General features: G+C 47.7%; 25 protein-coding genes, 1 tRNA gene and 1 riboswitch. Of the genes, 7 read left to right on the top strand and 19 right to left on the bottom strand.

Features of this window, described 5'->3' with window-relative positions:
• The first annotated feature begins 116 nt into the window (after nucleotides 1-116).
• On the top strand, nucleotides 117-251 hold the full coding sequence (locus L9W92_RS19025; RefSeq protein ID WP_282442391.1) for a hypothetical protein: 135 nt from the start codon (nucleotides 117-119) through the stop codon (nucleotides 249-251).
• Nucleotides 252-260: 9 nt separating this feature from the next.
• Nucleotides 261-461 carry a hypothetical protein gene (locus L9W92_RS16035; RefSeq protein WP_240084749.1) on the top strand — a complete coding sequence of 67 codons (201 nt, stop codon included), beginning with the start codon at nucleotides 261-263 and terminating at the stop codon, nucleotides 459-461.
• Between the two features lie 56 nt (nucleotides 462-517).
• Here the strand turns inward: L9W92_RS16035 and L9W92_RS16030 are convergent, their stop codons facing one another.
• From L9W92_RS16030 to tadA, 6 genes are all read right to left on the bottom strand, one after another.
• A complete protein-coding gene (locus L9W92_RS16030) occupies nucleotides 518-838 on the bottom strand; it encodes a type II toxin-antitoxin system RelE/ParE family toxin (protein WP_240084748.1) in 321 nt (106 codons plus the stop codon).
• Nucleotides 825-1,097: a type II toxin-antitoxin system prevent-host-death family antitoxin gene (locus tag L9W92_RS16025; protein WP_240084747.1), complete on the bottom strand. Its 273-nt coding sequence runs from the start codon at nucleotides 1,095-1,097 to the stop codon at nucleotides 825-827. The genes L9W92_RS16030 and L9W92_RS16025 overlap by 14 nt, the downstream gene beginning before the upstream one ends.
• A gap of 220 nt (nucleotides 1,098-1,317) precedes the next feature.
• Nucleotides 1,318-1,488 (bottom strand): hypothetical protein, encoded by a 171-nt coding sequence (locus tag L9W92_RS16020; RefSeq protein ID WP_240084746.1) that lies wholly within the window; start codon nucleotides 1,486-1,488, stop codon nucleotides 1,318-1,320.
• 13 nt (nucleotides 1,489-1,501) lie between these two features.
• The gene (locus tag L9W92_RS16015; protein WP_240084745.1) at nucleotides 1,502-1,753 is read right to left on the bottom strand and encodes a hypothetical protein; all 252 of its coding nucleotides are present in this window, start codon (nucleotides 1,751-1,753) and stop codon (nucleotides 1,502-1,504) included.
• Nucleotides 1,754-2,015: 262 nt separating this feature from the next.
• Nucleotides 2,016-2,106, bottom strand: a tRNA-Ser gene (locus tag L9W92_RS16010).
• Nucleotides 2,107-2,136: 30 nt separating this feature from the next.
• Nucleotides 2,137-2,643: a tRNA adenosine(34) deaminase TadA gene (tadA, locus tag L9W92_RS16005; RefSeq protein ID WP_446676310.1), complete on the bottom strand. Its 507-nt coding sequence runs from the start codon at nucleotides 2,641-2,643 to the stop codon at nucleotides 2,137-2,139.
• 245 nt (nucleotides 2,644-2,888) lie between these two features.
• Between tadA and L9W92_RS18700 the strand changes: the two genes are divergently transcribed.
• Together L9W92_RS18700 and L9W92_RS15995 are read left to right on the top strand one after the other, a co-directional pair.
• Entirely contained in the window at nucleotides 2,889-3,086 is a 198-nt protein-coding gene (locus L9W92_RS18700) for a YjfB family protein (RefSeq protein ID WP_240084744.1), read from the top strand.
• Nucleotides 3,087-3,389: 303 nt separating this feature from the next.
• On the top strand, nucleotides 3,390-3,719 hold the full coding sequence (locus tag L9W92_RS15995) for a hypothetical protein (protein WP_240084743.1): 330 nt from the start codon (nucleotides 3,390-3,392) through the stop codon (nucleotides 3,717-3,719).
• On the opposite strand, the gene L9W92_RS15990 is transcribed toward L9W92_RS15995, so the two are convergent.
• The 11 genes from L9W92_RS15990 to hypA all read right to left on the bottom strand — a co-directional run bounded on the left by L9W92_RS15990 (nucleotide 3,709) and on the right by hypA (nucleotide 13,932).
• Nucleotides 3,709-4,233, bottom strand: a complete 525-nt coding sequence (locus L9W92_RS15990) for a DUF6125 family protein (protein ID WP_240084742.1) — start codon at nucleotides 4,231-4,233, stop codon at nucleotides 3,709-3,711. The genes L9W92_RS15995 and L9W92_RS15990 overlap by 11 nt on opposite strands.
• A gap of 86 nt (nucleotides 4,234-4,319) precedes the next feature.
• The gene (locus L9W92_RS15985; RefSeq protein WP_240084741.1) at nucleotides 4,320-4,436 is read right to left on the bottom strand and encodes an acetate--CoA ligase family protein; all 117 of its coding nucleotides are present in this window, start codon (nucleotides 4,434-4,436) and stop codon (nucleotides 4,320-4,322) included.
• A 206-nt stretch (nucleotides 4,437-4,642) separates the two neighbouring features.
• Nucleotides 4,643-6,091, bottom strand: coding sequence for a nickel-dependent hydrogenase large subunit (locus L9W92_RS15980; RefSeq protein WP_240084740.1), 1,449 nt, complete (start codon nucleotides 6,089-6,091; stop codon nucleotides 4,643-4,645).
• Nucleotides 6,092-6,130: 39 nt separating this feature from the next.
• Nucleotides 6,131-7,123, bottom strand: coding sequence for a hydrogenase small subunit (locus L9W92_RS15975; RefSeq protein WP_240084739.1), 993 nt, complete (start codon nucleotides 7,121-7,123; stop codon nucleotides 6,131-6,133).
• A 212-nt stretch (nucleotides 7,124-7,335) separates the two neighbouring features.
• A riboswitch (molybdenum cofactor riboswitch) is annotated at nucleotides 7,336-7,465 on the bottom strand.
• A 34-nt stretch (nucleotides 7,466-7,499) separates the two neighbouring features.
• Nucleotides 7,500-7,982 (bottom strand): HyaD/HybD family hydrogenase maturation endopeptidase, encoded by a 483-nt coding sequence (locus L9W92_RS15970; RefSeq protein WP_240084738.1) that lies wholly within the window; start codon nucleotides 7,980-7,982, stop codon nucleotides 7,500-7,502.
• 14 nt (nucleotides 7,983-7,996) lie between these two features.
• Nucleotides 7,997-9,016 carry a hydrogenase expression/formation protein HypE gene (gene hypE, locus L9W92_RS15965; RefSeq protein ID WP_240084737.1) on the bottom strand — a complete coding sequence of 340 codons (1,020 nt, stop codon included), beginning with the start codon at nucleotides 9,014-9,016 and terminating at the stop codon, nucleotides 7,997-7,999.
• Nucleotides 9,017-9,124: 108 nt separating this feature from the next.
• Entirely contained in the window at nucleotides 9,125-10,240 is a 1,116-nt protein-coding gene (gene hypD / locus L9W92_RS15960) for a hydrogenase formation protein HypD (RefSeq protein ID WP_240084736.1), read from the bottom strand.
• The gene (locus tag L9W92_RS15955; protein ID WP_240084735.1) at nucleotides 10,230-10,457 is read right to left on the bottom strand and encodes a HypC/HybG/HupF family hydrogenase formation chaperone; all 228 of its coding nucleotides are present in this window, start codon (nucleotides 10,455-10,457) and stop codon (nucleotides 10,230-10,232) included. The genes hypD and L9W92_RS15955 overlap by 11 nt, the downstream gene beginning before the upstream one ends.
• Nucleotides 10,448-12,775, bottom strand: coding sequence for a carbamoyltransferase HypF (gene hypF, locus L9W92_RS15950; protein WP_240084734.1), 2,328 nt, complete (start codon nucleotides 12,773-12,775; stop codon nucleotides 10,448-10,450). Before hypF ends, L9W92_RS15955 begins: the two co-directional genes overlap by 10 nt.
• Before the next feature lie 21 nt (nucleotides 12,776-12,796).
• Nucleotides 12,797-13,519 carry a P-loop NTPase gene (locus tag L9W92_RS15945; protein WP_240084733.1) on the bottom strand — a complete coding sequence of 241 codons (723 nt, stop codon included), beginning with the start codon at nucleotides 13,517-13,519 and terminating at the stop codon, nucleotides 12,797-12,799.
• A complete protein-coding gene (gene hypA, locus L9W92_RS15940) occupies nucleotides 13,519-13,932 on the bottom strand; it encodes a hydrogenase nickel incorporation protein HypA (RefSeq protein WP_240084732.1) in 414 nt (137 codons plus the stop codon). Before hypA ends, L9W92_RS15945 begins: the two co-directional genes overlap by 1 nt.
• Before the next feature lie 255 nt (nucleotides 13,933-14,187).
• On the opposite strand from hypA, the gene L9W92_RS15935 reads away from it, so the two are divergent.
• Nucleotides 14,188-14,994, top strand: coding sequence for a hypothetical protein (locus L9W92_RS15935; protein ID WP_240084731.1), 807 nt, complete (start codon nucleotides 14,188-14,190; stop codon nucleotides 14,992-14,994).
• A gap of 175 nt (nucleotides 14,995-15,169) precedes the next feature.
• Here L9W92_RS15935 and L9W92_RS15930 read toward each other — a convergent pair whose 3' ends face one another.
• On the bottom strand, nucleotides 15,170-16,093 hold the full coding sequence (locus tag L9W92_RS15930; RefSeq protein WP_240084730.1) for a DUF2935 domain-containing protein: 924 nt from the start codon (nucleotides 16,091-16,093) through the stop codon (nucleotides 15,170-15,172).
• A 136-nt stretch (nucleotides 16,094-16,229) separates the two neighbouring features.
• A complete protein-coding gene (locus L9W92_RS15925; RefSeq protein ID WP_240084729.1) occupies nucleotides 16,230-16,376 on the bottom strand; it encodes a hypothetical protein in 147 nt (48 codons plus the stop codon).
• A gap of 266 nt (nucleotides 16,377-16,642) precedes the next feature.
• Between L9W92_RS15925 and L9W92_RS15920 the strand changes: the two genes are divergently transcribed.
• Both L9W92_RS15920 and L9W92_RS15915 read left to right on the top strand, forming a co-directional pair.
• A complete protein-coding gene (locus L9W92_RS15920; protein ID WP_240084728.1) occupies nucleotides 16,643-16,840 on the top strand; it encodes a cold shock domain-containing protein in 198 nt (65 codons plus the stop codon).
• 413 nt (nucleotides 16,841-17,253) lie between these two features.
• Nucleotides 17,254-17,766, top strand: a complete 513-nt coding sequence (locus L9W92_RS15915) for a DUF3231 family protein (protein ID WP_240084727.1) — start codon at nucleotides 17,254-17,256, stop codon at nucleotides 17,764-17,766.
• Nucleotides 17,767-18,196: the final 430 nt, after the last annotated feature.

The following is an 18,196-nucleotide window of genomic DNA, read 5'->3' as shown; positions in this document are numbered from 1 at the left end:
AAAAAAATAAGTCAATTAGACAATAACAATAATTAACTTACTTCGACAAAACGTTATGAAAAGTCAAGTAATAAAAGATGCCTCTGTACGGCAAACTATCCAGGAGGTGATTTACAATGCCAAAGGATAGCCAGCCAGACAATAAAAGCGCACGGAAGAAAAAAAGCAACGGACAAACTCCAATAACACGTGAAAACCAAAATCAAAATCCCAACGCGAAGAAAAAGTCCATCCCCAATGACGATGTTTGAGGTGATTATATGGCGAAAAAGGGAATGGCCCGACCTGAACGGAAACATACGCAGCCACGCAATGACGCTCCTCCGGTACCCGAAATCCAGGGCAAAGCAAAACATGGTAATGAGCATGCCCGCCCCATTATTGCCGGTACGGCCTCTCCAAATCTTAAGGTTTACCATAAACTAAAAGGCGATGGCTCTGTCGGTGATCCCCAAAAATAAACCCACCTTTGGTGGGTTTTGTTTTCCTGGTGGAGCTAAGGGGGATCGAAAGGGGTTCAATGCGCCAAAATACTCTGCCATTCTCTGCGATTAAAGAGGATTCGCAACACATGGACTTCCCGCTTTTCATCATTAATAATATAGAATGCGATATAGTGCTCAACCGGGAGCTTGCGAATTCCCATCGCGGCAAACTGCTTGTCCTGAACAAGGCTGTGCCGCAAGGGCATTTGCGCTAATGTCAAAATCTGCTCTTTGATGGATCTATAAATCCGCGCGGCATTCATTGGCTCTTTCAAGGTATCCGTTATGTAATTAAGAATTGCCCGCAAATCCTTCTGAGCAGGCAATTCAATAACAATTTTATACTTTGTCAAAACCAAACTCCCTCTCGATTTCTGCGAACACATCCTCCGCAGGACGCCCTGTTCCTTTTTTAATTGACCTCATTCCTTCATCCAACAGCTGGTATAGTTCATGTCTTCCGCTTAAACGCTCATATTCGGCGTTGGATAATACAACTAAATCCCCTGTCCCATTCTTGGTGATAAATACCGGCTCATTATATTTATTGCAGAACTCTGAGATTTCATTATATTTATTGCGCAAGTCTGAACTTGGCCTAATAGTTGCCATAACAACACCTCCGAAATTATCTACTCATATTTTATCAAAATATTGATATGCAGTCAAATAAAAAGCATGGAAAGTTAGGTCAAAAAAGATGCCAGATTAGTGGTTGATAATAATTCGATAGTTTACGTTGTAGTATCAGTCGCTCTTTATGAATGGTTTAACCGCCCGGAAAGAAAGGTACCCATACGTTGCATTTTTATATCTCTTAAAAACGCCGCCATTATAAACTAATATATGCTTGATCAGAATCGGTTTCGCCTTGAGCCCAATAATAAATAATTTGAGAATAGGTATCCCAAAGAGGAGTCTCCTTATCCGGGATTTTTTCATAGGAAGCTTTTTCGGTTTTAGCATCCCAAAAACCACCGGCATTTTCATTGTGCAGCATCATGGAACGCACCGCCTCATCCACAGATTTGAGATTCGTCATAGTTCTTTTTAATATGTGTGGCTAACCTTTTTAAGTCTTTTTCAACATGAGCATATTGTGGATTTAAGATTCCATTATCTAATCTGTACCACGTATTGTTATCCAGATAACGACCATAAACAAAAATTGCATTTTCGAATCCTTTCGGTATATCTATCTTTTCTTCATCTGAGAGAATGAAATGCCCTTCTATAACGCTAAATTTACTTGGGTAAAGAGAACGCAACAGCCGAGCTGGGGCTTAGTTTAGTACCATCAAAGTGTAGATGTTAATCCATTTAAAAATGGCTTAACATTTGCACTTATTTTTCTTGCGTATAACTTGAAAAGAGCAATCAACCTGGAGGGACAAGGAAATTGATAGAAGTAATGCAGGGATAATGCATTAAATCCCTCCTTTTTTATCCAAAAAAAACCGCAAAACGCACTAAAATTTATTCGCAAAAATGCTGAAAAGCCTTGCGGCGCAAGACTTTTTAGACGAATTGTGGCGGAGGAGGTGGGATTCGAACCCACGTGCCACTTCCATGACAACCGCATTTCGAGTGCGGCGCGTTACAGCCTCTTCGCTACTCCTCCGTGTATAATTATTCAGTTTTTATGCACCTATTACTCGATTTCGAGTCGAGCGCCTTCGACCAACTCGGCCATCTCTCCGGATACTTTTTTCTCCCTCAATTCTTTAAAGAAAAGCTGGATAATAGTCCGGCATTCTTCTTCCAGGACTCCCGCTAAAACTTCAACACGGTGGTTGAAGTGTGGCTGCCTCACCACGTCTATAACCGAATCGACCGCACCGGCTTTGGGATCAGCCACACCGTAAACCAGCATTTTCACCCTGAATTGCACCAGGGCTCCGGCACACATGGGACATGGTTCAAGCGTCGAGTAAATAATAGCGTCGTTCAACCGCCAGTCGCCCAGGCGCTCTGCCGCCTCTTTTAGCGCCAGCATCTCCGCATGGGCGGAACTATCTTTTAAAGTCTCGCGCAGGTTATGACCCCGCCCGATAATTTCACCGTTTAGCACTACTATTGCGCCAACCGGCACCTCACCTACGGCATAAGCTTTTTCCGCTTCCGCCAGAGCTGCGCGCATGTAACCGGCGTGATCCAACGGCACCTGCTCCTTAAAATCCCGTGATAATTTTTCTATCTCCCACGACATCGACATTATAGCATAGTGCGCGGCTATTGACAACAACAGCCATAATCATTTGCCGTCGTCACTATTCCGCACTGTAAATTCATTTATTTTACTCGCGGCCTAAACATTGACGTTAAATTAATATGATTCCAAAGTTAGATATTGATGCGAATAATAAAAAATGGTAAAATAATATAGAAAAAGGAGGGATTTCTGTGGCTGCTGACACAATTGGCACTGTAAAAGCGTTTTTGGGTATGAAGCAAGTCAAATTGCAGCAGGATGTACAGGTGGATATCCTGAAGAAGATTATGAATCAAGAAAAGCAGGCCGCCCGAGAGATGTTGGAAACCATGCCTCCGGTTTCACCGAGTCTTTCTCATCTTGGCAATAATTTAGATATATATATTTAAACGGCAAAACGTGTTTGCCGTTTATTTTTCGTCCTCCCTTTATTTTCCTTAAAACCATTCAGCTCAAAATATTTTTATTTATCAGCAAGTTCACCCGCTGCCTGCGGCAAGTTATCCGGCGTTAAACAAGAAATCTGGTTAAAAGCGCCTTATCAGCCTTCCTTTCCAGTTGAAATAAGTCTATCCCCGGCGGAGGGATTTTATAACGCTGAATCTCATGTCGTTAAAATGAGTGAGGATTACAATAAATTTTATGGTTTTGCCATCCCGAAAAATTTCACAAAGACACAGGAGAGACAATTCTTGCGCGCACCCTATGCGGCAAACGTGTTGTTTATCGCAGACAATCTCGCCGCCCAGACCGCTTTGATAAATTTTTCAGCAGGCGGGGTAATGGTCTATCTCGTGCCTAAACTTGAGAAAACTCTGGCTTCAGGCAAAGAAATAACTATTAGTGTAAATATTGACAGCATTCCCCTGCAAATACCGGTGTATTTTTCCTGGAAAAAAAGCTACGACAACATACCTTTTGCCGGATTTATGTATCAAAAGCTGGATAATACCATGCAAGATGTCATAGCCGGCTTGGCTAAAAAAATTCAAGAAACAAATAAGCTCTTTTTCATATTGTAAATTCCCACTCACAGTTATATTCATCCGCATGGTCGTTGTCCGGATGACAAGTTAGACAACGAGTCTTGATGCGGGAGTCAACAGTGCTCGCAAAACCGGAGTATTCAATAATACCCACCGGCTTGCATGGAAAATTAGGCATGCCCTTCCACTTCCTTGTCGCTTGCACCCGGCAGGTGGTCATTCGGTAAATCAATTTATTTTCGCTTAGTTCCACAATTTCCTTTTCATTGAGAAAAGAGTACTGTCTTAATTGCAGCGCTTTTACCAGGGCGGGCAAGCCTCCGTTCGGTGGAATCTTGTGTAATTTCATGATCCTGACGGCTTCTATCTGAGCGAATCTATCCCATGCCTGGGCATCCATTTCAACAGCCTCTTCCATGCCATACTTATTCTCCACACACTGGAACCAAACACCATCGTGTGCCAGCCAGCGCTTGGACATATCCTGGACCAGTGCTATTAATTCTTCTTTACTAAATAATTCGAGCGTCTTCAAGCCATCCAACTTCATGGAATAAACCTCCGCTACAATGATCTAATTAAACAATATTATAACATCTGAGTGGCACTATTCAACGAAAAGTGGAAAGTTATTAATTAGGCAGTGGACACAGGCGCTAGCTCACTCGATAATATCACGCGCGCGTCAACTACCAAACATTGATCAGGATAGGCTAATACCGGATTGAAATCCAGTTCACAAATCTCCGGCATTTCTTTTACTACAAAACGACAGCCGCGCCAAAGCAGCGATCGTTCACGAGAGCGTGTTGCCGTTATTTATGGAAGTAAAGGAGCAATTCAAGTATTTGAAGCACATGATCGTGATAGGCAATGCAGGCCCCGGACAGTTAAGAAGAAAGGCGTATGGAAAAACCACACGCCTCTTCTTATCCATCACGCATGCTTCAGCACTATTTTTAGATCCTGAAGCTTTTTACTTCTTTAGAAACGCCTTTCACTTCAAGAACGTGCACGGCGCAGGCAATGCAGGGGTCAAAGGCGCGGACTATGCGCACCAATTCAATCGGATTGTCCGCGTCCTTGACCGGGGAGCCCACCAGAGCCTCTTCTATCGGCCCACGCTGCCCTTTGTCATCCCTGGGCCCGCCATTCCAGGTAGTCGGCACAACTGCCTGGTAGTTTCCGATACGGTAGTCCTTAACCGTAATCCAGTGCCCCAGAGCGCCGCGCGGAGCCTCATGTAACCCCACGCCGGACCCTTCTTTAGGGACGTTAAACGGCGCGAAGGCCGGCTCTCCGGGCACCAATTGATCCAACCACCCGGACATGGCATGGGCAACCTGACCGGATTCCAAAGCGCGCGCGAAATGCCGCCCAAGCACTGAAAAACCTTTTTCCCCCAAATCGATAACTTCTTTTTGTTTATTTACAATCTGGCGGGCCAGCGGTCCCACTTCATACGGCGTTCCTTCGTAACGCGGCGCCTTTAACCAGGAATATGCGCCCTTCTTGCCGGGAGCCGGTTCGGTCATCCCTTCCCCGGGATACTTGCCGGTAGTGCTGTCATTGAACCAGGAATACTTTACTTCTTCAGTTATCTTCTTCTCGTCAACCGGCAAGAACTGGCCGTTGATATAGCGGCCGCGCCTAAACAACTGTTTTTGCCCGTCCGGATCATCTTCATCGGTCAGCCTGATCCCGCCGTAGGACAGCATGTTCTTACAGCCTGTCCCGATGCTGAACCCGTCATCGCCGTAGACTCCCGCCACCGCCAGCACATCCGGAATATACACGTCATCAACGAAAGCGGTTATTTCCCGCAGATACTGCCTGAACTGGGTGATTTTTTCAGCCGTCACCGTTTCAGTCACGCCGCCCGCGGTAAACACCGTGACGTGGGGCATTTTGGCCCCAAAGACCGCCAGCATCTCCTGCGCTTTTTTGCGGATGTCCAGAGCCTTGATGTAATGCTGCACCGCCAGGTCGTTAATAGCTTTCGGCAGGCGGTAATCGCCCTCATAACGGGGGATAAAAGGCGCCGTATCAGGACCCTTGACATAATCCAAAGCCGCCAGGTGATAAAAATGCAATATATGGGACTGTAAATAATTCGCCCCCTGGATTAAATTGCGGACGATCCTGCCGTTCGGCGGGGGCTTTACGCCAAAAGCGTCATCAAGACACAGCATCGAGGCCGTGCCGTGGGCAATCGGGCAAACCCCGCAAATCCGCTGCATAATATGACAGGCGTCGCGGGGATCGCGGCCGTTTAGAATTAGTTCGAGTCCCCTGAATAATGTCCCGCTTGACTTGGCGTCAATAACTTTTCCGCCGTCTACTTCCACTTCAATTTTCAAGTGTCCTTCAATCCGGGTTACCGGATCAATTATAATTCGTTGTGCCACTTTATACTTTTCACCCCTATCAAACTAGTATTGCCTTAACTAGCTAGTTTTCTTCTTTTCCGGAAATTCTATTTTCAGGTTCGGCACAACCGGCGCGTAAGTAACCTTTTCTTTATTCGTCAGGGGATATACGCCGTAGAAAGGCGCGCTTTGATCAGGAAAAGTAGGTTCTGAACAAGCCTGACACGGAGCTCCGGCTTTTATGCACCAGTTCACATTATTGTTCCAGCCTCGCTTATAGCAGTCCGACGTGGCCACAAAACCCTTGCAGCCCAAAAAAGCCAGACACCCTTCATCGCCGATATGCTGGGCGAATCTACCGGCATCAAAGTACTGCCGCCGGTAACAATTATCGTGAATCGGTTCAGGATAGAACATCTTGGGACGTCCGAACTTGTCCAATTCAGGGATTTTACCGTATTTCAACACATAAACAACCGTACCCAGGAAATGATCGGGATGCATCGGGCATAAAGAAAGGTTAATGACCGGTTTATCTTTAACCACTTGATTCACACCCACCACCCCGGTAGGATTGGGCGCCGCGGCGGGGATACCGCCATATGAGGCGCAGCTGCCGGCCGCGATAACGGCTTTGGCCGTCATGCCAAGGGTAGTCACAGCCTCCAGCATGGTTAATTCTTTGTTGTTTTTCTCCGCGATGGTGCAGTATACACCCTTCTCCTTGGTGGGAATGCCGCCTTCAACCACTAGGATGAACTGATTATTGTATTTTTGCGCCATTTCATCAAAAACCTCCGCGACAAGATGACCTTGCCCGGCACTAATATTAGGATGGTATCTTAAACTAATCACATCTAGCAGCACCTTTTCAATCGCCGGCTCAACACTGTTCAGCAATGAAATGGAGCACCCCGTACAGCTGGCTCCCTGCAGCCAGATTACCGGAGGTTTGCCGTCGGCCGCGAAGGCCAGTGTTTCTTCGAGTTCGGGCCCAAGCATAGTGATTAGACTTGCCCCGGCTGCCGAAGTCATGCAGAGTTTAATAAATTCACGCCGTGTTAAACCCAAATCCTTCTCCCTCCTTAAATAGTTATATAATAAATAAAAATATTAAAAAATGGGTCTGCACCTCCCGCCCAAGAAGAGTTAAATTTCTTTATCAGAAAAAAGATAACAAAAAACTTTGCCTCACTGAAAAAAGGGCAAAGTTTACCTCACTTGCAAATGAGCACAACTAAACGGTAACTGCCGATAAAACTAACGCTCACTTATAAGCATAGAATGTTAAACCATGCTCTCCTTTCCGTAACAGGAGGCATACCAGTTTCCCGGTATACCCGATGGCCGGCGGCCATGGTCAGGCATCCAAACCCAAGGTCAAGGATACATGACTCGGAGAATATTATATTTTATTTTTAATTCGCTAAAAAAAGTTTTTTCCCTTTTATTTAATAAAAAAATTTGTCGTCTGGTCAATCTCCTTTTTAATTAAACGCACCAGGGAAGGCAGTGCCTCATTGACCGCAGGGGAAAGTTGCTCACTAAAGGCGATTTCCCCCGGTTGAATACCGTAAATAACTGTCGGCGGCAATTTTCCGAGCTTGTCCGCCGCGTAAAACACCTCTTGCAGATTCAAATCGTGCAGGGAGATAATTTGCCCGGAAGAGTTAAAAGCTATTTCCTCCGCAGGTATGCGAAATATGGCGCCCGGTTCCTCCCCGGCTTCCAGGCAGTCGATGATAATGGCATAGTCGGCGTCCTCCAGCCAATACAGCAAATCAATCCCCGCCGTACCGCCGTCCACTATTTCCACATTGGCAGGGAAAGAATCTTTTTTCAGTTCGTTAACCGCGTGAATGCCGGCTCCCTCGTCACCAAGCAGCAAGTTGCCCACACCAATGACCACAATCCTTTTTTCTCCGGCCATAAAACACCTCCCCATCAACAGATGCGCGGCAGGGGTGCGCCGGCCATCATATTTAGCTGTCTGGCGCCTCCCAGCGCGGTCCTTAAATAAACATTTCCTTTCCCGGCCTGGATATCGCCGATCCGGCAGGCATACTCCGCCGACAAGTCTTGCCTGAGATATCTCAAGAGCTCATCCGCTTCTCCCGCCGCCACTACCACGAGAAATTTACCCTCGTTAGCCAGGTAGAGGGGGTCCAGACCAAGCAGTTCGGTAATGCCTTTAACATTGTCTTCCACCGGCAAAGCCGCCTCGTCCAGCCAGAAATCCACTCCCGCGGACATGGCGATTTCTTTCGCGTTGGTAGCCAAGCCGCCCCTGGTTAAATCGCGCATCAGCTTGATCCCTTTAAATCGCTTCAGCATCTCTGTAATGATTATGCTTAGCGGGGCGCAGTCGCTGACAACCTGGCTGTCCAGGCCGAGCGCCTCCCGCTGCAGCAATATGGACAGGCCGTGATTGCCCAGGCAGCCGTTAACCAGCACCTTGTCGCCGGGCTCCAAACGCTGGTAGCCCAAATTGGCCCCGGGCAGCAGGTAGCCAACTCCCGTTGTCGTTATATAAACCTTGTCCGCCTGCCCACGGCCGACGACTTTAGTGTCTCCGGCGATTATTTGCACACCGGCGTCGCGGCAGGTGCGCGCCATGGAGGCGATTATTTTCTCCAAGTCGGCGAATGAGAAACCCTCTTCTATAATAAAAGAGGCGGTCAGGTAAAGCGGCTGCGCCCCGCTTACCGCCAAATCGTTAATCGTGCCGCAAACAGCCAGCTTGCCGATGTCGCCGCCCGGGAAAAAAACCGGATCCACCACGAACGCGTCGGTGCTGATCGCCATCCGCCCCGGTTCCGAAGAAAAAACGGCCGCGTCAGTTAAACTGTCGAGCAAATCATTTTTAAAGTACCGCAAGAAAAAATCCCGCAGGAGTTGGTGGGTGAGCAGTCCCCCGTCTCCGTGGGAGAGCAAAACGATGTCCCTGTCTTTTTCTTCAGCCATTTCTTCACTCCCTGTCAGTATCTTTGCATCACCATCAAATGGAATCTATTTATTTCAGAACAGAATTCAGGCGTTCCCTTCTGACTCCTGACTTCCGATATGTATCAGCTAAACCTCCGCCTTGGGCCACTCGTATTGATAATAAGCGGCGCACGCTCCTTCCGTGGAAACCATACATGGCCCCACCGGCTGCAAAGGAGTGCATTTCCTGGCAAATAACGGGCAATCAGACGAAACTATTTTCCCCTTCAGGACATCGCCGCAGGCACAGCCCCTGGGCGGCGGGGATTCTGCAACATCAACCGGAAACCTTACAGCCGCGTCATAAAAAGAAAAACTGTCCCGCAGCGCCAGGCCGCTTTGCGGGACCTCGCCGAAGCCGCGCCATTGAACATTTACCGGCTCAAAATATTCTCTCATGATCTCTTTCGCTTTATTATTCCCTTCTTCCCGGACCAGGCGCGGGTAGCCGTTGACGGTTTCAGCCCGGCCGCCGGCAACCTGCTTCAGCAGCAAATAAACCGCCTTCATCAGATCAACCGGCTCGAACCCGGCCACAACAGCCGGCACATTATACTTCGTCGCGACAAAATCAAAAGCCCTTCTCCCCGTTACCGTGCACACATGCCCCGGCAGGAGCAGCCCGTCAATTTTTAATTCCGGATCGCTCAGCAAATTCTCCAGGACCAGCGGAACCGTCTTGTGAAAAGACAGCACCGCATAGTTTTCCAGGCCGCGGCTGCTGGCCGCGGCCACGCTTAAAGCGACGGCGGGCGCGGTAGTTTCGAAGCCGACCCCCAGGAAAACCACTTCATCTTGGGGATGTCCGGCGGCAAAGGTCACCGCCTCCGCAGGCGAGTAAAATATTTCCACCCGTGCGCCGCGAGCCCGCTCCTGTTCAAGTGAGGAGTTTGTGCCCGGCACCCGCATCATGTCCCCGAAAGTGCCGATAACCAAATCGTGCCGGGCAGCGGCAAGGGCTATAACCCTGTCTATGTCTCCCTGACTGGTGACACAAACCGGGCAACCCGGCCCGCTTCTCAGTTCCAGGCTGCCGGCCAGCAGGCTTCTTAAACCGCTTCTGGCAATCGCCATGGTATGCGTGCCGCAAACTTCCATAAATATCGCGGGCCGTCCCAAATGGCCGGCAACTTCTTGAGCCAGGGGAACCAGTTTGGCCAGTATCCTTTTGCCCAACTCCGGGTCGCGCAGTTTATTCAGCATGCAATATCTCCTCCCACAGCTCCAGGGAGATTTGAGCATCCTCCAAGTCGATTTTCCCAATCGCGTAACCCGCATGCACCATCAGATAATCTCCCGGAACGAGGTCCTCATCAATCAAAGCGATATCCACTTTCTTACGCACCCCGAAACTCTCCACAACAGCCCAACTCTCCGACCGGTTAACTTCCACCACTTTGCCCGGTATGCCTAAACACATTTTTCCCGCCACCTCCAGTGCGCAATCATGGCTTGCCCCAAAGCTATTCCGCCGTCATTGGCCGGCACCTGCCGGTGAAACAGCACTTTCAACCCGCGTGCGCTGAGCTCTTCTTTTGCAGCCCGGAACAGGTGCTGGTTTTGCCATGTTCCGCCGCTCAAAGCAACTTTATTGATGCCGGTGGCGGCAGATACCCGCTCTACCGCTTCACCGACCATGTTCGCCAGGGTCCGGTGAAACCTGGCGGATATCAACTGCACCGGCATTCCGGCCATTTTATCATTTATTATTGCCGCCAGCATTTTACCCGGGAGGATTATTCCTTCTCCAATTTCGTAAGGATAAGGTCGAATATCGTTATCGTCCGCCTGTTCCGAGACCGCTTCCCCCAACTCCACGGCCGCCTGTCCCTCATAAGTGCTTTCCCGGCATACGCCCAAAAGAGCGGACACGGCGTCAAAAAGCCGGCCGCAGCCTGAAGATAACGGGGAATTAAAGCCGCTGCTCACCATTTTTCCGATAACATCAAGATTTTTCTCCGGGAAAATCATCCTGGCGTACTCTTCTCCTTCTCCGCCCAGAAAAGCCAGCAGGTAAGCCACCGCCGTGCGCCAGGGCTGGCGGATGGCCGCCTCGCCGCCGGGCAGGGGAACATAAGCCAGGTGAAACCAGCGCTGAAAATGATCATAGTTCCCGCTGAGAATCTCAAACCCCCAAAGGCGGCCATCCGTGCCGTAGCCGGTGCCGTCAAGGACCGCCCCAAGCACTTCTTCGTTTTCCAAACCGTTTTCGGCCAGACAACTGGCCAGGTGGGCATGGTGGTGCTGCACCGCGAAATAAGCCCGCGCCGGAATTTGGCGGGCCACCCGGGCGGAAGCGTAGCCCGGATGAGCGTCATAGGCCACGATTTCCGGGGTTGCGTCAGTTAATTTGCGCATATTGAAAAAACTGGTTAAGAGATTTTCCTCTCCTGCCAGGCTGTCAATTTCCCCAATGTACTGGCTCATAAAAGCAAGGTTTTTCTTGAGCAGGCAAAAGCTGTTTTTCATCTCCCCGCCGATCCCCAGGATAACCGGCTCATCCCCGCGGCGGGACACCAGCACGGGATGCGGAACATAACCCCGCGAGCGGCGGTAGATCTGGGTTTCCCCGTCAACAACCCGGATCAGGGAATCATCGCAGCGGTTGACTATTTCTCTGTTGTGCTGAAGAAAGTAATCGGCAATGCCGCCGAGCTCGTCCGCCGCCCGGCTGTTGTCTTTAACCAGGGGCAGATCGCTGTAATTCCCGCTGGTCATGACCAGCACATCGAAAGGCCCGCTGAATAAAAGCAGGTGCAGCGGCGTGTACGGCAACATCACTCCCAAAGTTTTTAAACCGGGCGCGAGTTCTTCCGGCAAGGCCCTGTCGGGCTTTACCGGTAAATGTTTCTTTAAAATGACGATCGGCGCCAGCGGGGAAATTAATAGCTCTTTCTCTTTTTCCCCGGCCGCACAGTATTTTTGCACAGTCTCCAGGTCCCGGCACATCACGGCGAAAGGCTTGGCGTCTCTTCCTTTACGCCGGCGCAAAGCCTTTACAGCCTCCGTATTCTTCGCGTCACAGGTCAGGTGATAGCCGCCGAGTCCTTTTATCGCGAGGATGCTTCCAGCCCGCAAAACATCCCAGCAGGTTTGCAGCCAGTTTTCCTGCCCGGCTACCCTTCCCGCGTTGCTGTCCAGCACTTCCACGCGCGGCCCGCAAACGGGACAGGCTGTCGGCTGCGCGTGAAACCTTCTGTCCGCCGGGTCATGATATTCCCGGGCGCACTGGCCGCACATGCTGAAAGACGCCATGGAGGTCTTGGGCCGGTCGTAGGGAACCTCATTAATAATGGTAAAGCGTGGGCCGCAATTTGTACAGTTGGTAAAAGGATACCGATAATGCCGGTTCTTCCTGTCAACAATCTCTCTGGCGCAGTCCGCGCATATGGCCACATCCGGAGGTACGAGCGCCTCCTTCTCTTCGCCGGGGCTGCTTGGCAGAATAACAAAAGAAGTATAGCCGGCCGACGGCATTTTGCTCAGCTGGCAATCGCTGATCATGGAAAGCCGGGGCGGGTTATTTTTTAATTCGCTTAAAAAGCCGGCAATATGGTCTTCTTCGCCCTCCGCTTCGATCACAACTCCCCGGCTGGAGTTCAGCACACTGCCCTTGATCCCCCAGGCTTGCGCGAGGTTATAAACAAAGGGGCGGAAACCCACCCCCTGCACAACGCCTTTAATCACAACGCGGTAGCGTATAACTGTCTTATCCCCGGGTTGAACCTGTCGCGTCACTGCCGCCAATCCCCCAAATCTTCAGCACAGAGCCTTCACTATTTTCTCCAATTCAACAGCAAAATCCGTTTTCAGCAGTTTAAGCGGGTCTCCAAGAGCATCTTCGAGGCTATAATCAAACAATATTGAGCCTAAAAAGGGAACCTCGAAACAACTCAACTCTTCCTTTACGGCTGACTGTTCTTTTAACCGCATATTTTCAAGCACACCGGCCACAGGTATCCCAAGCTCCTTAAGCACTTGCAGCTCTTTTTTCGCCACTGCCAGGGCTACCCGCGACTGGGTGGTAACAATGAGAAACTCCACCCTTTTAATCAAACGGATAATATCCAGGGCCGGATCACCGGTACCCGGCGGCATGTCGATGATTAAGAAATCCAACTCGTTCCACCTGGTTATCGCGAGCAGTTCTATAATCGCGTTGGAAACTTCGCTCCCCCGCAGCGGGACAGGATTGTAGCCGGCAAAATAAGTAATCGACATGAACCTGATGCCGAGAACCTCCGGGGGAATAATTCCCTTGTCCTCTTCCGGGAAAACCCCTTCAATGCCCAGGATCACATGATCGGAAGGCCCGCAAAAGTCCAGGTCCAGCAGGCCGGTCCGGAAGCCCTGTTTTGTCAAGAGCAGGGCCAGGGCGGAAGCAGTCAGGCTTTTGCCGATGCCCCCTTTCCCCCCTGATACGGCGATTATTCTTTTAACATTCTCAAATCTTTTATCAATGATATTTAGCCTGGGGTCCATTATCTCTCCCCTTCGATGTAATCTATCCAGACCCCGCGCCCTTTGGCAATCTCAAAATCAGGACTGCCGCAGCGGGGACACCTCATATAAATGTGCGCCACTTCCGGAATAAAATGAATCGCTTCCGACTCTTCTTCCGGCAGCTTGCCGGCGGCATCCCGAAAATTCCACTCATTCCGACAAACATTGCATTTCAAAGTGCTTTCATCAATCTCAATATCTATCCTGGCCATATTTAGCGGTATGCTGGATAATGGCAGGACATTTTCCAGGGCAAACTTAAATATATCCAATTCTATTTGCTGCAATTCACCCACTTTGACTTTAACCATGGTTATATCTTTAAGCTTTTCTTTAACAGCTTCTTCATTAACGGTAAACACTATCGATTCCGCCAACGCCCACTCATGCACTTTAACACATCCTTGCAGTTGCTTTAATACTTGAGTCTATTATAACCCGAAAGACTGTATACAAAAAGGATACAGCCCTTTTTTTCTAAACGCGCCCTAACGGCCGGGTACCCAATACGCGGCACAAACAAATATAATTCGACCAGTGCAGTAAAAATTCCTGCCGTCAGCGATTCATAAATATTAACCAATTAACTAATTGCAACATAAACTTACATAGTAGGATGAAATATCCATGAAAGGAGTGGACTCTAATTGTTGGCGCGACTTAAAGCCAATAAAGGCAAGAAAATTATACTTGAACTTACCAATGGAAGAATACTTAATGGCGCAGTCATAGCAATCGACCAGGAATTCGTAAGTTTTGAAACCGATAGTGGCGTTGGGACAATTCCCATCAGCACTGTCCAAATTATCTGGGAACCCTTAAAACGTTCTCTAAGCGAAGAAAATATGGAGGTTTTCGCGCAAAAATTAAGAGATTACAAGGAGCAAATTGCTTGTACCGGCGCTCAATTTATGGGCAGCGATCCACAAGCGGAAATTGCCTGCACCGGCTTTCCTGCTTTCACTTGCCGTCAGAGTTATATCTGCAGGCCACCGGATCTCTGTTCGTTTTCATTTGCCTGTCCGGGCAGATACGTTCCTGGTCCTCCCTCAGCCGGCGGCGGATGCCCGATATTCCTCTGCGGCCCATTTCAGTTCGGGCAGCCCTGCGGGCCTTTCCAATTCGGCTGCCGACCTTTTGTGTTCGGATGTGGACCCTTCCAGTTCGGGCAGCCTTGTGGACCATTTCAATTTGGGTTGCCTTGCGGACCCTTCCAATTTGGTGGTTCACAGTGCGGCGTACTAGGCGGCTTCGCCTGCCCAGGTCAGCAATTTATCGGCGTAGCTGGACCTCAGGTGGGCTCCCCAAGTGGTGCTCCCGGAAGTCCATACTTCCCCGGCGCGCAGTTTGCGGAAGCGCCGGTGCAGTCACCAGGCATGGTATCCGGAATGGCGCAGGAAACCCATATGCCGCCAATGGATTTCTCGGTTAAAGAAGATAAAGATAACAAATAATGGTAAAACATACGATTATAAATTATATCTGTCGTTTAACATTAAGAGCCCGCGGGCTCTTTTTTATACCAAACCACTATACTATATTAATCGCATTTCTCAGTACCCCGGGTCATCAACCAGTTCCTTCCGGTCAATGACCGGGGCGGCTCAACCAGCCATTCTCTCATTATATTTAAACTGTCCTAAAAGTTTTTAATAATCGCAGGTAATGATTTGCTTCCCGGAGCACATGGTCACCTAATAGAGGCAGAATAATGGATCTGATTTTACATGCTAGAATACCCTCTGTACCTTGCCGCTTGAAATCCCTTATTCTTACAGTCGCATTTAAGCTTTCCCGGGTAACCGGAGGTAAAAGAGTAACTTGGTTGTGTGTAGCCAGTGCCCTTGCTGTAAGCACATCAAACTCTTTCCCAAAATTATTGGCTATTTCAAATAAAGCCTCCTCGGTAGGATCTAAAAGACCTCTGATAAACTTCGCATGTTCGGCCATAATCCTGTTCCAAAAAGATTCCTGCTCAACTGCAAATCCTGCTATATCAACCATTACTCTTTGTTGCAATCTTGTGAGCAAAGTAACAAACAATATCGCTTCCCTGCGAATATGGTCAATTAAGAGCGGGTAATTGAATGTAAAAAGCCTACAAGCCAAAACACCGTTCAGCACTATTGTCTTAAAATTAATCAAATCTTGAGTAATGGTAATCGCTCTCTGGTTTAAATCAACAACCCGTTGAGTCAGCATTTGAGTATTTAATTGTTGCATCCCCTTAGTTAGAGCAAGTTCCGCTGTGGTAAGACTGGTATCAATGGTAATGCCGGTGAAGAATTCTGATGCCTTCTCAGCGTTTAGTGTGAACTCAGTGACTATTTCCCCTGAAGACGCAACATCAGGGCTGATAAATCCGTCGGCGAGTGACACAGCCTCTTTTAATAAATCTTCAAACTGTTTCTTGAATGCATCCGCCTGACTGGCCAAATTTGAACACACAGGCGTGAATCCTCCTTCCAGGAAGAAGGAGTGTTCCTTCATTATCCTTAAAAAGAACAGGTGCAAATCCAGTGATTGCCTGATAAAATCTTCATTGGAAAACATAACTTATCTCCTTTCACCAACCCTTACGTTAGCAGATAAACCTCTTCCTGTTATTGATAATTTGCTCCTCTTAAATTGCTAATAAGAAAGCCGTGATGTTATATATGCCACGGCTTTCCAGAAGGACCACAGACCCTTATTTACTGTTTTTTACTTCTAAAGCTGTTTGAAGGCTTTTTCTTAACCCATCAACATCTACCTCACCGCAAATTATCACAACAATACTGTCCTTAATTTCAAGGCGGCAATTGCATTCCCTCTCCTCGCCATATCCGCATCCCATTTGAATTCCCTCCTTCCGGGTTGAATTATCTGGTGCACCTCGGTCTAAAACATAATATGTTTTTCGAGTGGAAATGGTTAATAATACCATGGGAAACTATTCCTGAAAGGTGACTTTTGGTCTTGATGTTTTGATGGGGTGTCATTTAAACGCCCCTAATTTTGCGGCAAGGTAAAAAAATCTTCGGAATTATCTTGCTTTTTTCTGGGAAAAGTGTATACTGTTGTTATTCGCCTCATTTGAGGTAGTATTAGGAGGTAAGATATTTGACAGGTAAAGTAAAATGGTTTAATGCGGACAAAGGCTTCGGATTCATTGAAACCCCTGAAGGGAATGACGTTTTTGTTCACTTTTCCGCAATTCAGGCAGACGGCTTCAAAACACTGGATGAGGGACAGAATGTTGAGTTTGACATCGTTCAGGGTAATAAAGGGCCGCAAGCAACCAACTTGATAAAATTATAGGATAAAAGATTTCTTTTATATATAATTGTATCGATTAGAACAGCCGGAACAACCGGCTGTTCTAATTTTTACCTTTCTCTCACCGGGTGACGAATTGAGATCGGGTTTATACCGACACCCCCAGTTAAAACAAAGGGATGTTCTAAGGTGGAACACCCTCGGCTAAAGCTACTGTGTTTAAGGTCTCCCATCTTTTTGCCAGTTTAATCTATAAATAGCTCCGTTTCACACCGATAGCGCGGTAGCTCTGGCTCACGGCAATGCAATAGAGAAGGCCTTTGCTCCTGTAAAGTGCTATTAGTCACTCTGTACCAGCGCCGGTGCCAAGCCAGTGAGCAAAAAACTTGATAAACAACTTATATTCTTAAGGTAATATGCAATAATAAATAAAAAAAGATGGGGAAGGTGCAATCTTGAACTTAACAAATTTAACCAATATTTTTTCAGAACAGCAATTGAATAAAATGAATTGGGGAGAGGCATTAGGATTATGGGATATCACCAGATTTAAGGTAATTGGGTTAACTCTGATAGAGAGCTATTTAGCTCAGGCTAAAGACATTGAACTTAAAAATTCAATAAATAGTGGTGTCGAAATGCTTATTATTCCCCACATAGAAAAGTTACAGAAGTTTATGCACAAAGAAGGGATAGAGGTACCTTCTGTACCTCAACGGAAAAACCTTGATATTATAGGAAAGCAAATTGAACCCAATACTATAATTCAAGATGATGAGATTGCCAACAGTCTAAGAGAAGTCTACAGGCTTGGATTGAACCTCGATATGCGGGCATTAACCTCTTCAATAAGGGATGACGTCAGAAACCTGATTTGGAATATCTTGACCGATGATTATAAAGGTTTTGATGCAATGATAAAACTTCACAGAAAAAAGAACTGGCTCAGTCCTCCCCCGACCATATAAATTAAATCCAGATTTGATGATTAGGATTATTTCATCATACTATATTTTTGTTTTTCATAAGATAATGGCAACAGCTTCCAGTCTCGGAACCCTTTGCCATTGCTTAATTTCATTGGTGCGCCCGGAGAGACTCGAACTCCCGACACGCGGTTTAGGAAACCGAGAAAACCCTTTTGGAGCAGTTTGGACTTTTTAGGAAAAACCTTGCAAATCGAGGGCACTGAAAAAGCCACTATTTTATAAAGCGGTGGCTTTTTCAGCGCATATATATTCATTTAAAAATCAATCTGAACATCAAAATAGTATTGAAAATAAAATAAGCTGCAACATTATATCGCTTTTAGTTCGTTTAATTTCACGATTCTTTTTACATTCACCACAAAGGCCGTGAAATAGGTTTGTAATCGCATAGCGACAAGGCCCACGGTAT

The organism is Pelotomaculum terephthalicicum JT (assembly GCF_022410535.1).
GTDB classification, from domain to species: Bacteria; Bacillota; Desulfotomaculia; order Desulfotomaculales; family Pelotomaculaceae; genus Pelotomaculum_D; species Pelotomaculum_D terephthalicicum.
The sequence above is the reverse complement of the archived record's forward strand: the minus strand, read 5'-3'. Positions and strand labels throughout refer to the sequence as shown.

What these genes read in the sequence shown, in the direction of transcription:
- L9W92_RS19025 (WP_282442391.1), top strand. Translation starts at nt 117, where the DNA reads ATGCCAAAGGATAGCCAGCCAGACAATAAAAGCGCACGGAAGAAAAAA.
- L9W92_RS16035 (WP_240084749.1), top strand. Translation starts at nt 261, where the DNA reads ATGGCGAAAAAGGGAATGGCCCGACCTGAACGGAAACATACGCAGCCA.
- L9W92_RS16025 (WP_240084747.1), bottom strand. Translation starts at nt 1,097, where the DNA reads ATGGCAACTATTAGGCCAAGTTCAGACTTGCGCAATAAATATAATGAA.
- L9W92_RS16020 (WP_240084746.1), bottom strand. Translation starts at nt 1,488, where the DNA reads ATGATGCTGCACAATGAAAATGCCGGTGGTTTTTGGGATGCTAAAACC.
- L9W92_RS15990 (WP_240084742.1), bottom strand. Translation starts at nt 4,233, where the DNA reads ATGAAGTTGGATGGCTTGAAGACGCTCGAATTATTTAGTAAAGAAGAA.
- L9W92_RS15985 (WP_240084741.1), bottom strand. Translation starts at nt 4,436, where the DNA reads ATGCCGGAGATTTGTGAACTGGATTTCAATCCGGTATTAGCCTATCCT.
- L9W92_RS15970 (WP_240084738.1), bottom strand. Translation starts at nt 7,982, where the DNA reads ATGGCCGGAGAAAAAAGGATTGTGGTCATTGGTGTGGGCAACTTGCTG.
- hypE (WP_240084737.1), bottom strand. Translation starts at nt 9,016, where the DNA reads ATGGCTGAAGAAAAAGACAGGGACATCGTTTTGCTCTCCCACGGAGAC.
- hypD (WP_240084736.1), bottom strand. Translation starts at nt 10,240, where the DNA reads ATGCTGAATAAACTGCGCGACCCGGAGTTGGGCAAAAGGATACTGGCC.
- L9W92_RS15955 (WP_240084735.1), bottom strand. Translation starts at nt 10,457, where the DNA reads ATGTGTTTAGGCATACCGGGCAAAGTGGTGGAAGTTAACCGGTCGGAG.
- L9W92_RS15945 (WP_240084733.1), bottom strand. Translation starts at nt 13,519, where the DNA reads ATGGACCCCAGGCTAAATATCATTGATAAAAGATTTGAGAATGTTAAA.
- L9W92_RS15930 (WP_240084730.1), bottom strand. Translation starts at nt 16,093, where the DNA reads ATGTTTTCCAATGAAGATTTTATCAGGCAATCACTGGATTTGCACCTG.
- L9W92_RS15925 (WP_240084729.1), bottom strand. Translation starts at nt 16,376, where the DNA reads ATGGGATGCGGATATGGCGAGGAGAGGGAATGCAATTGCCGCCTTGAA.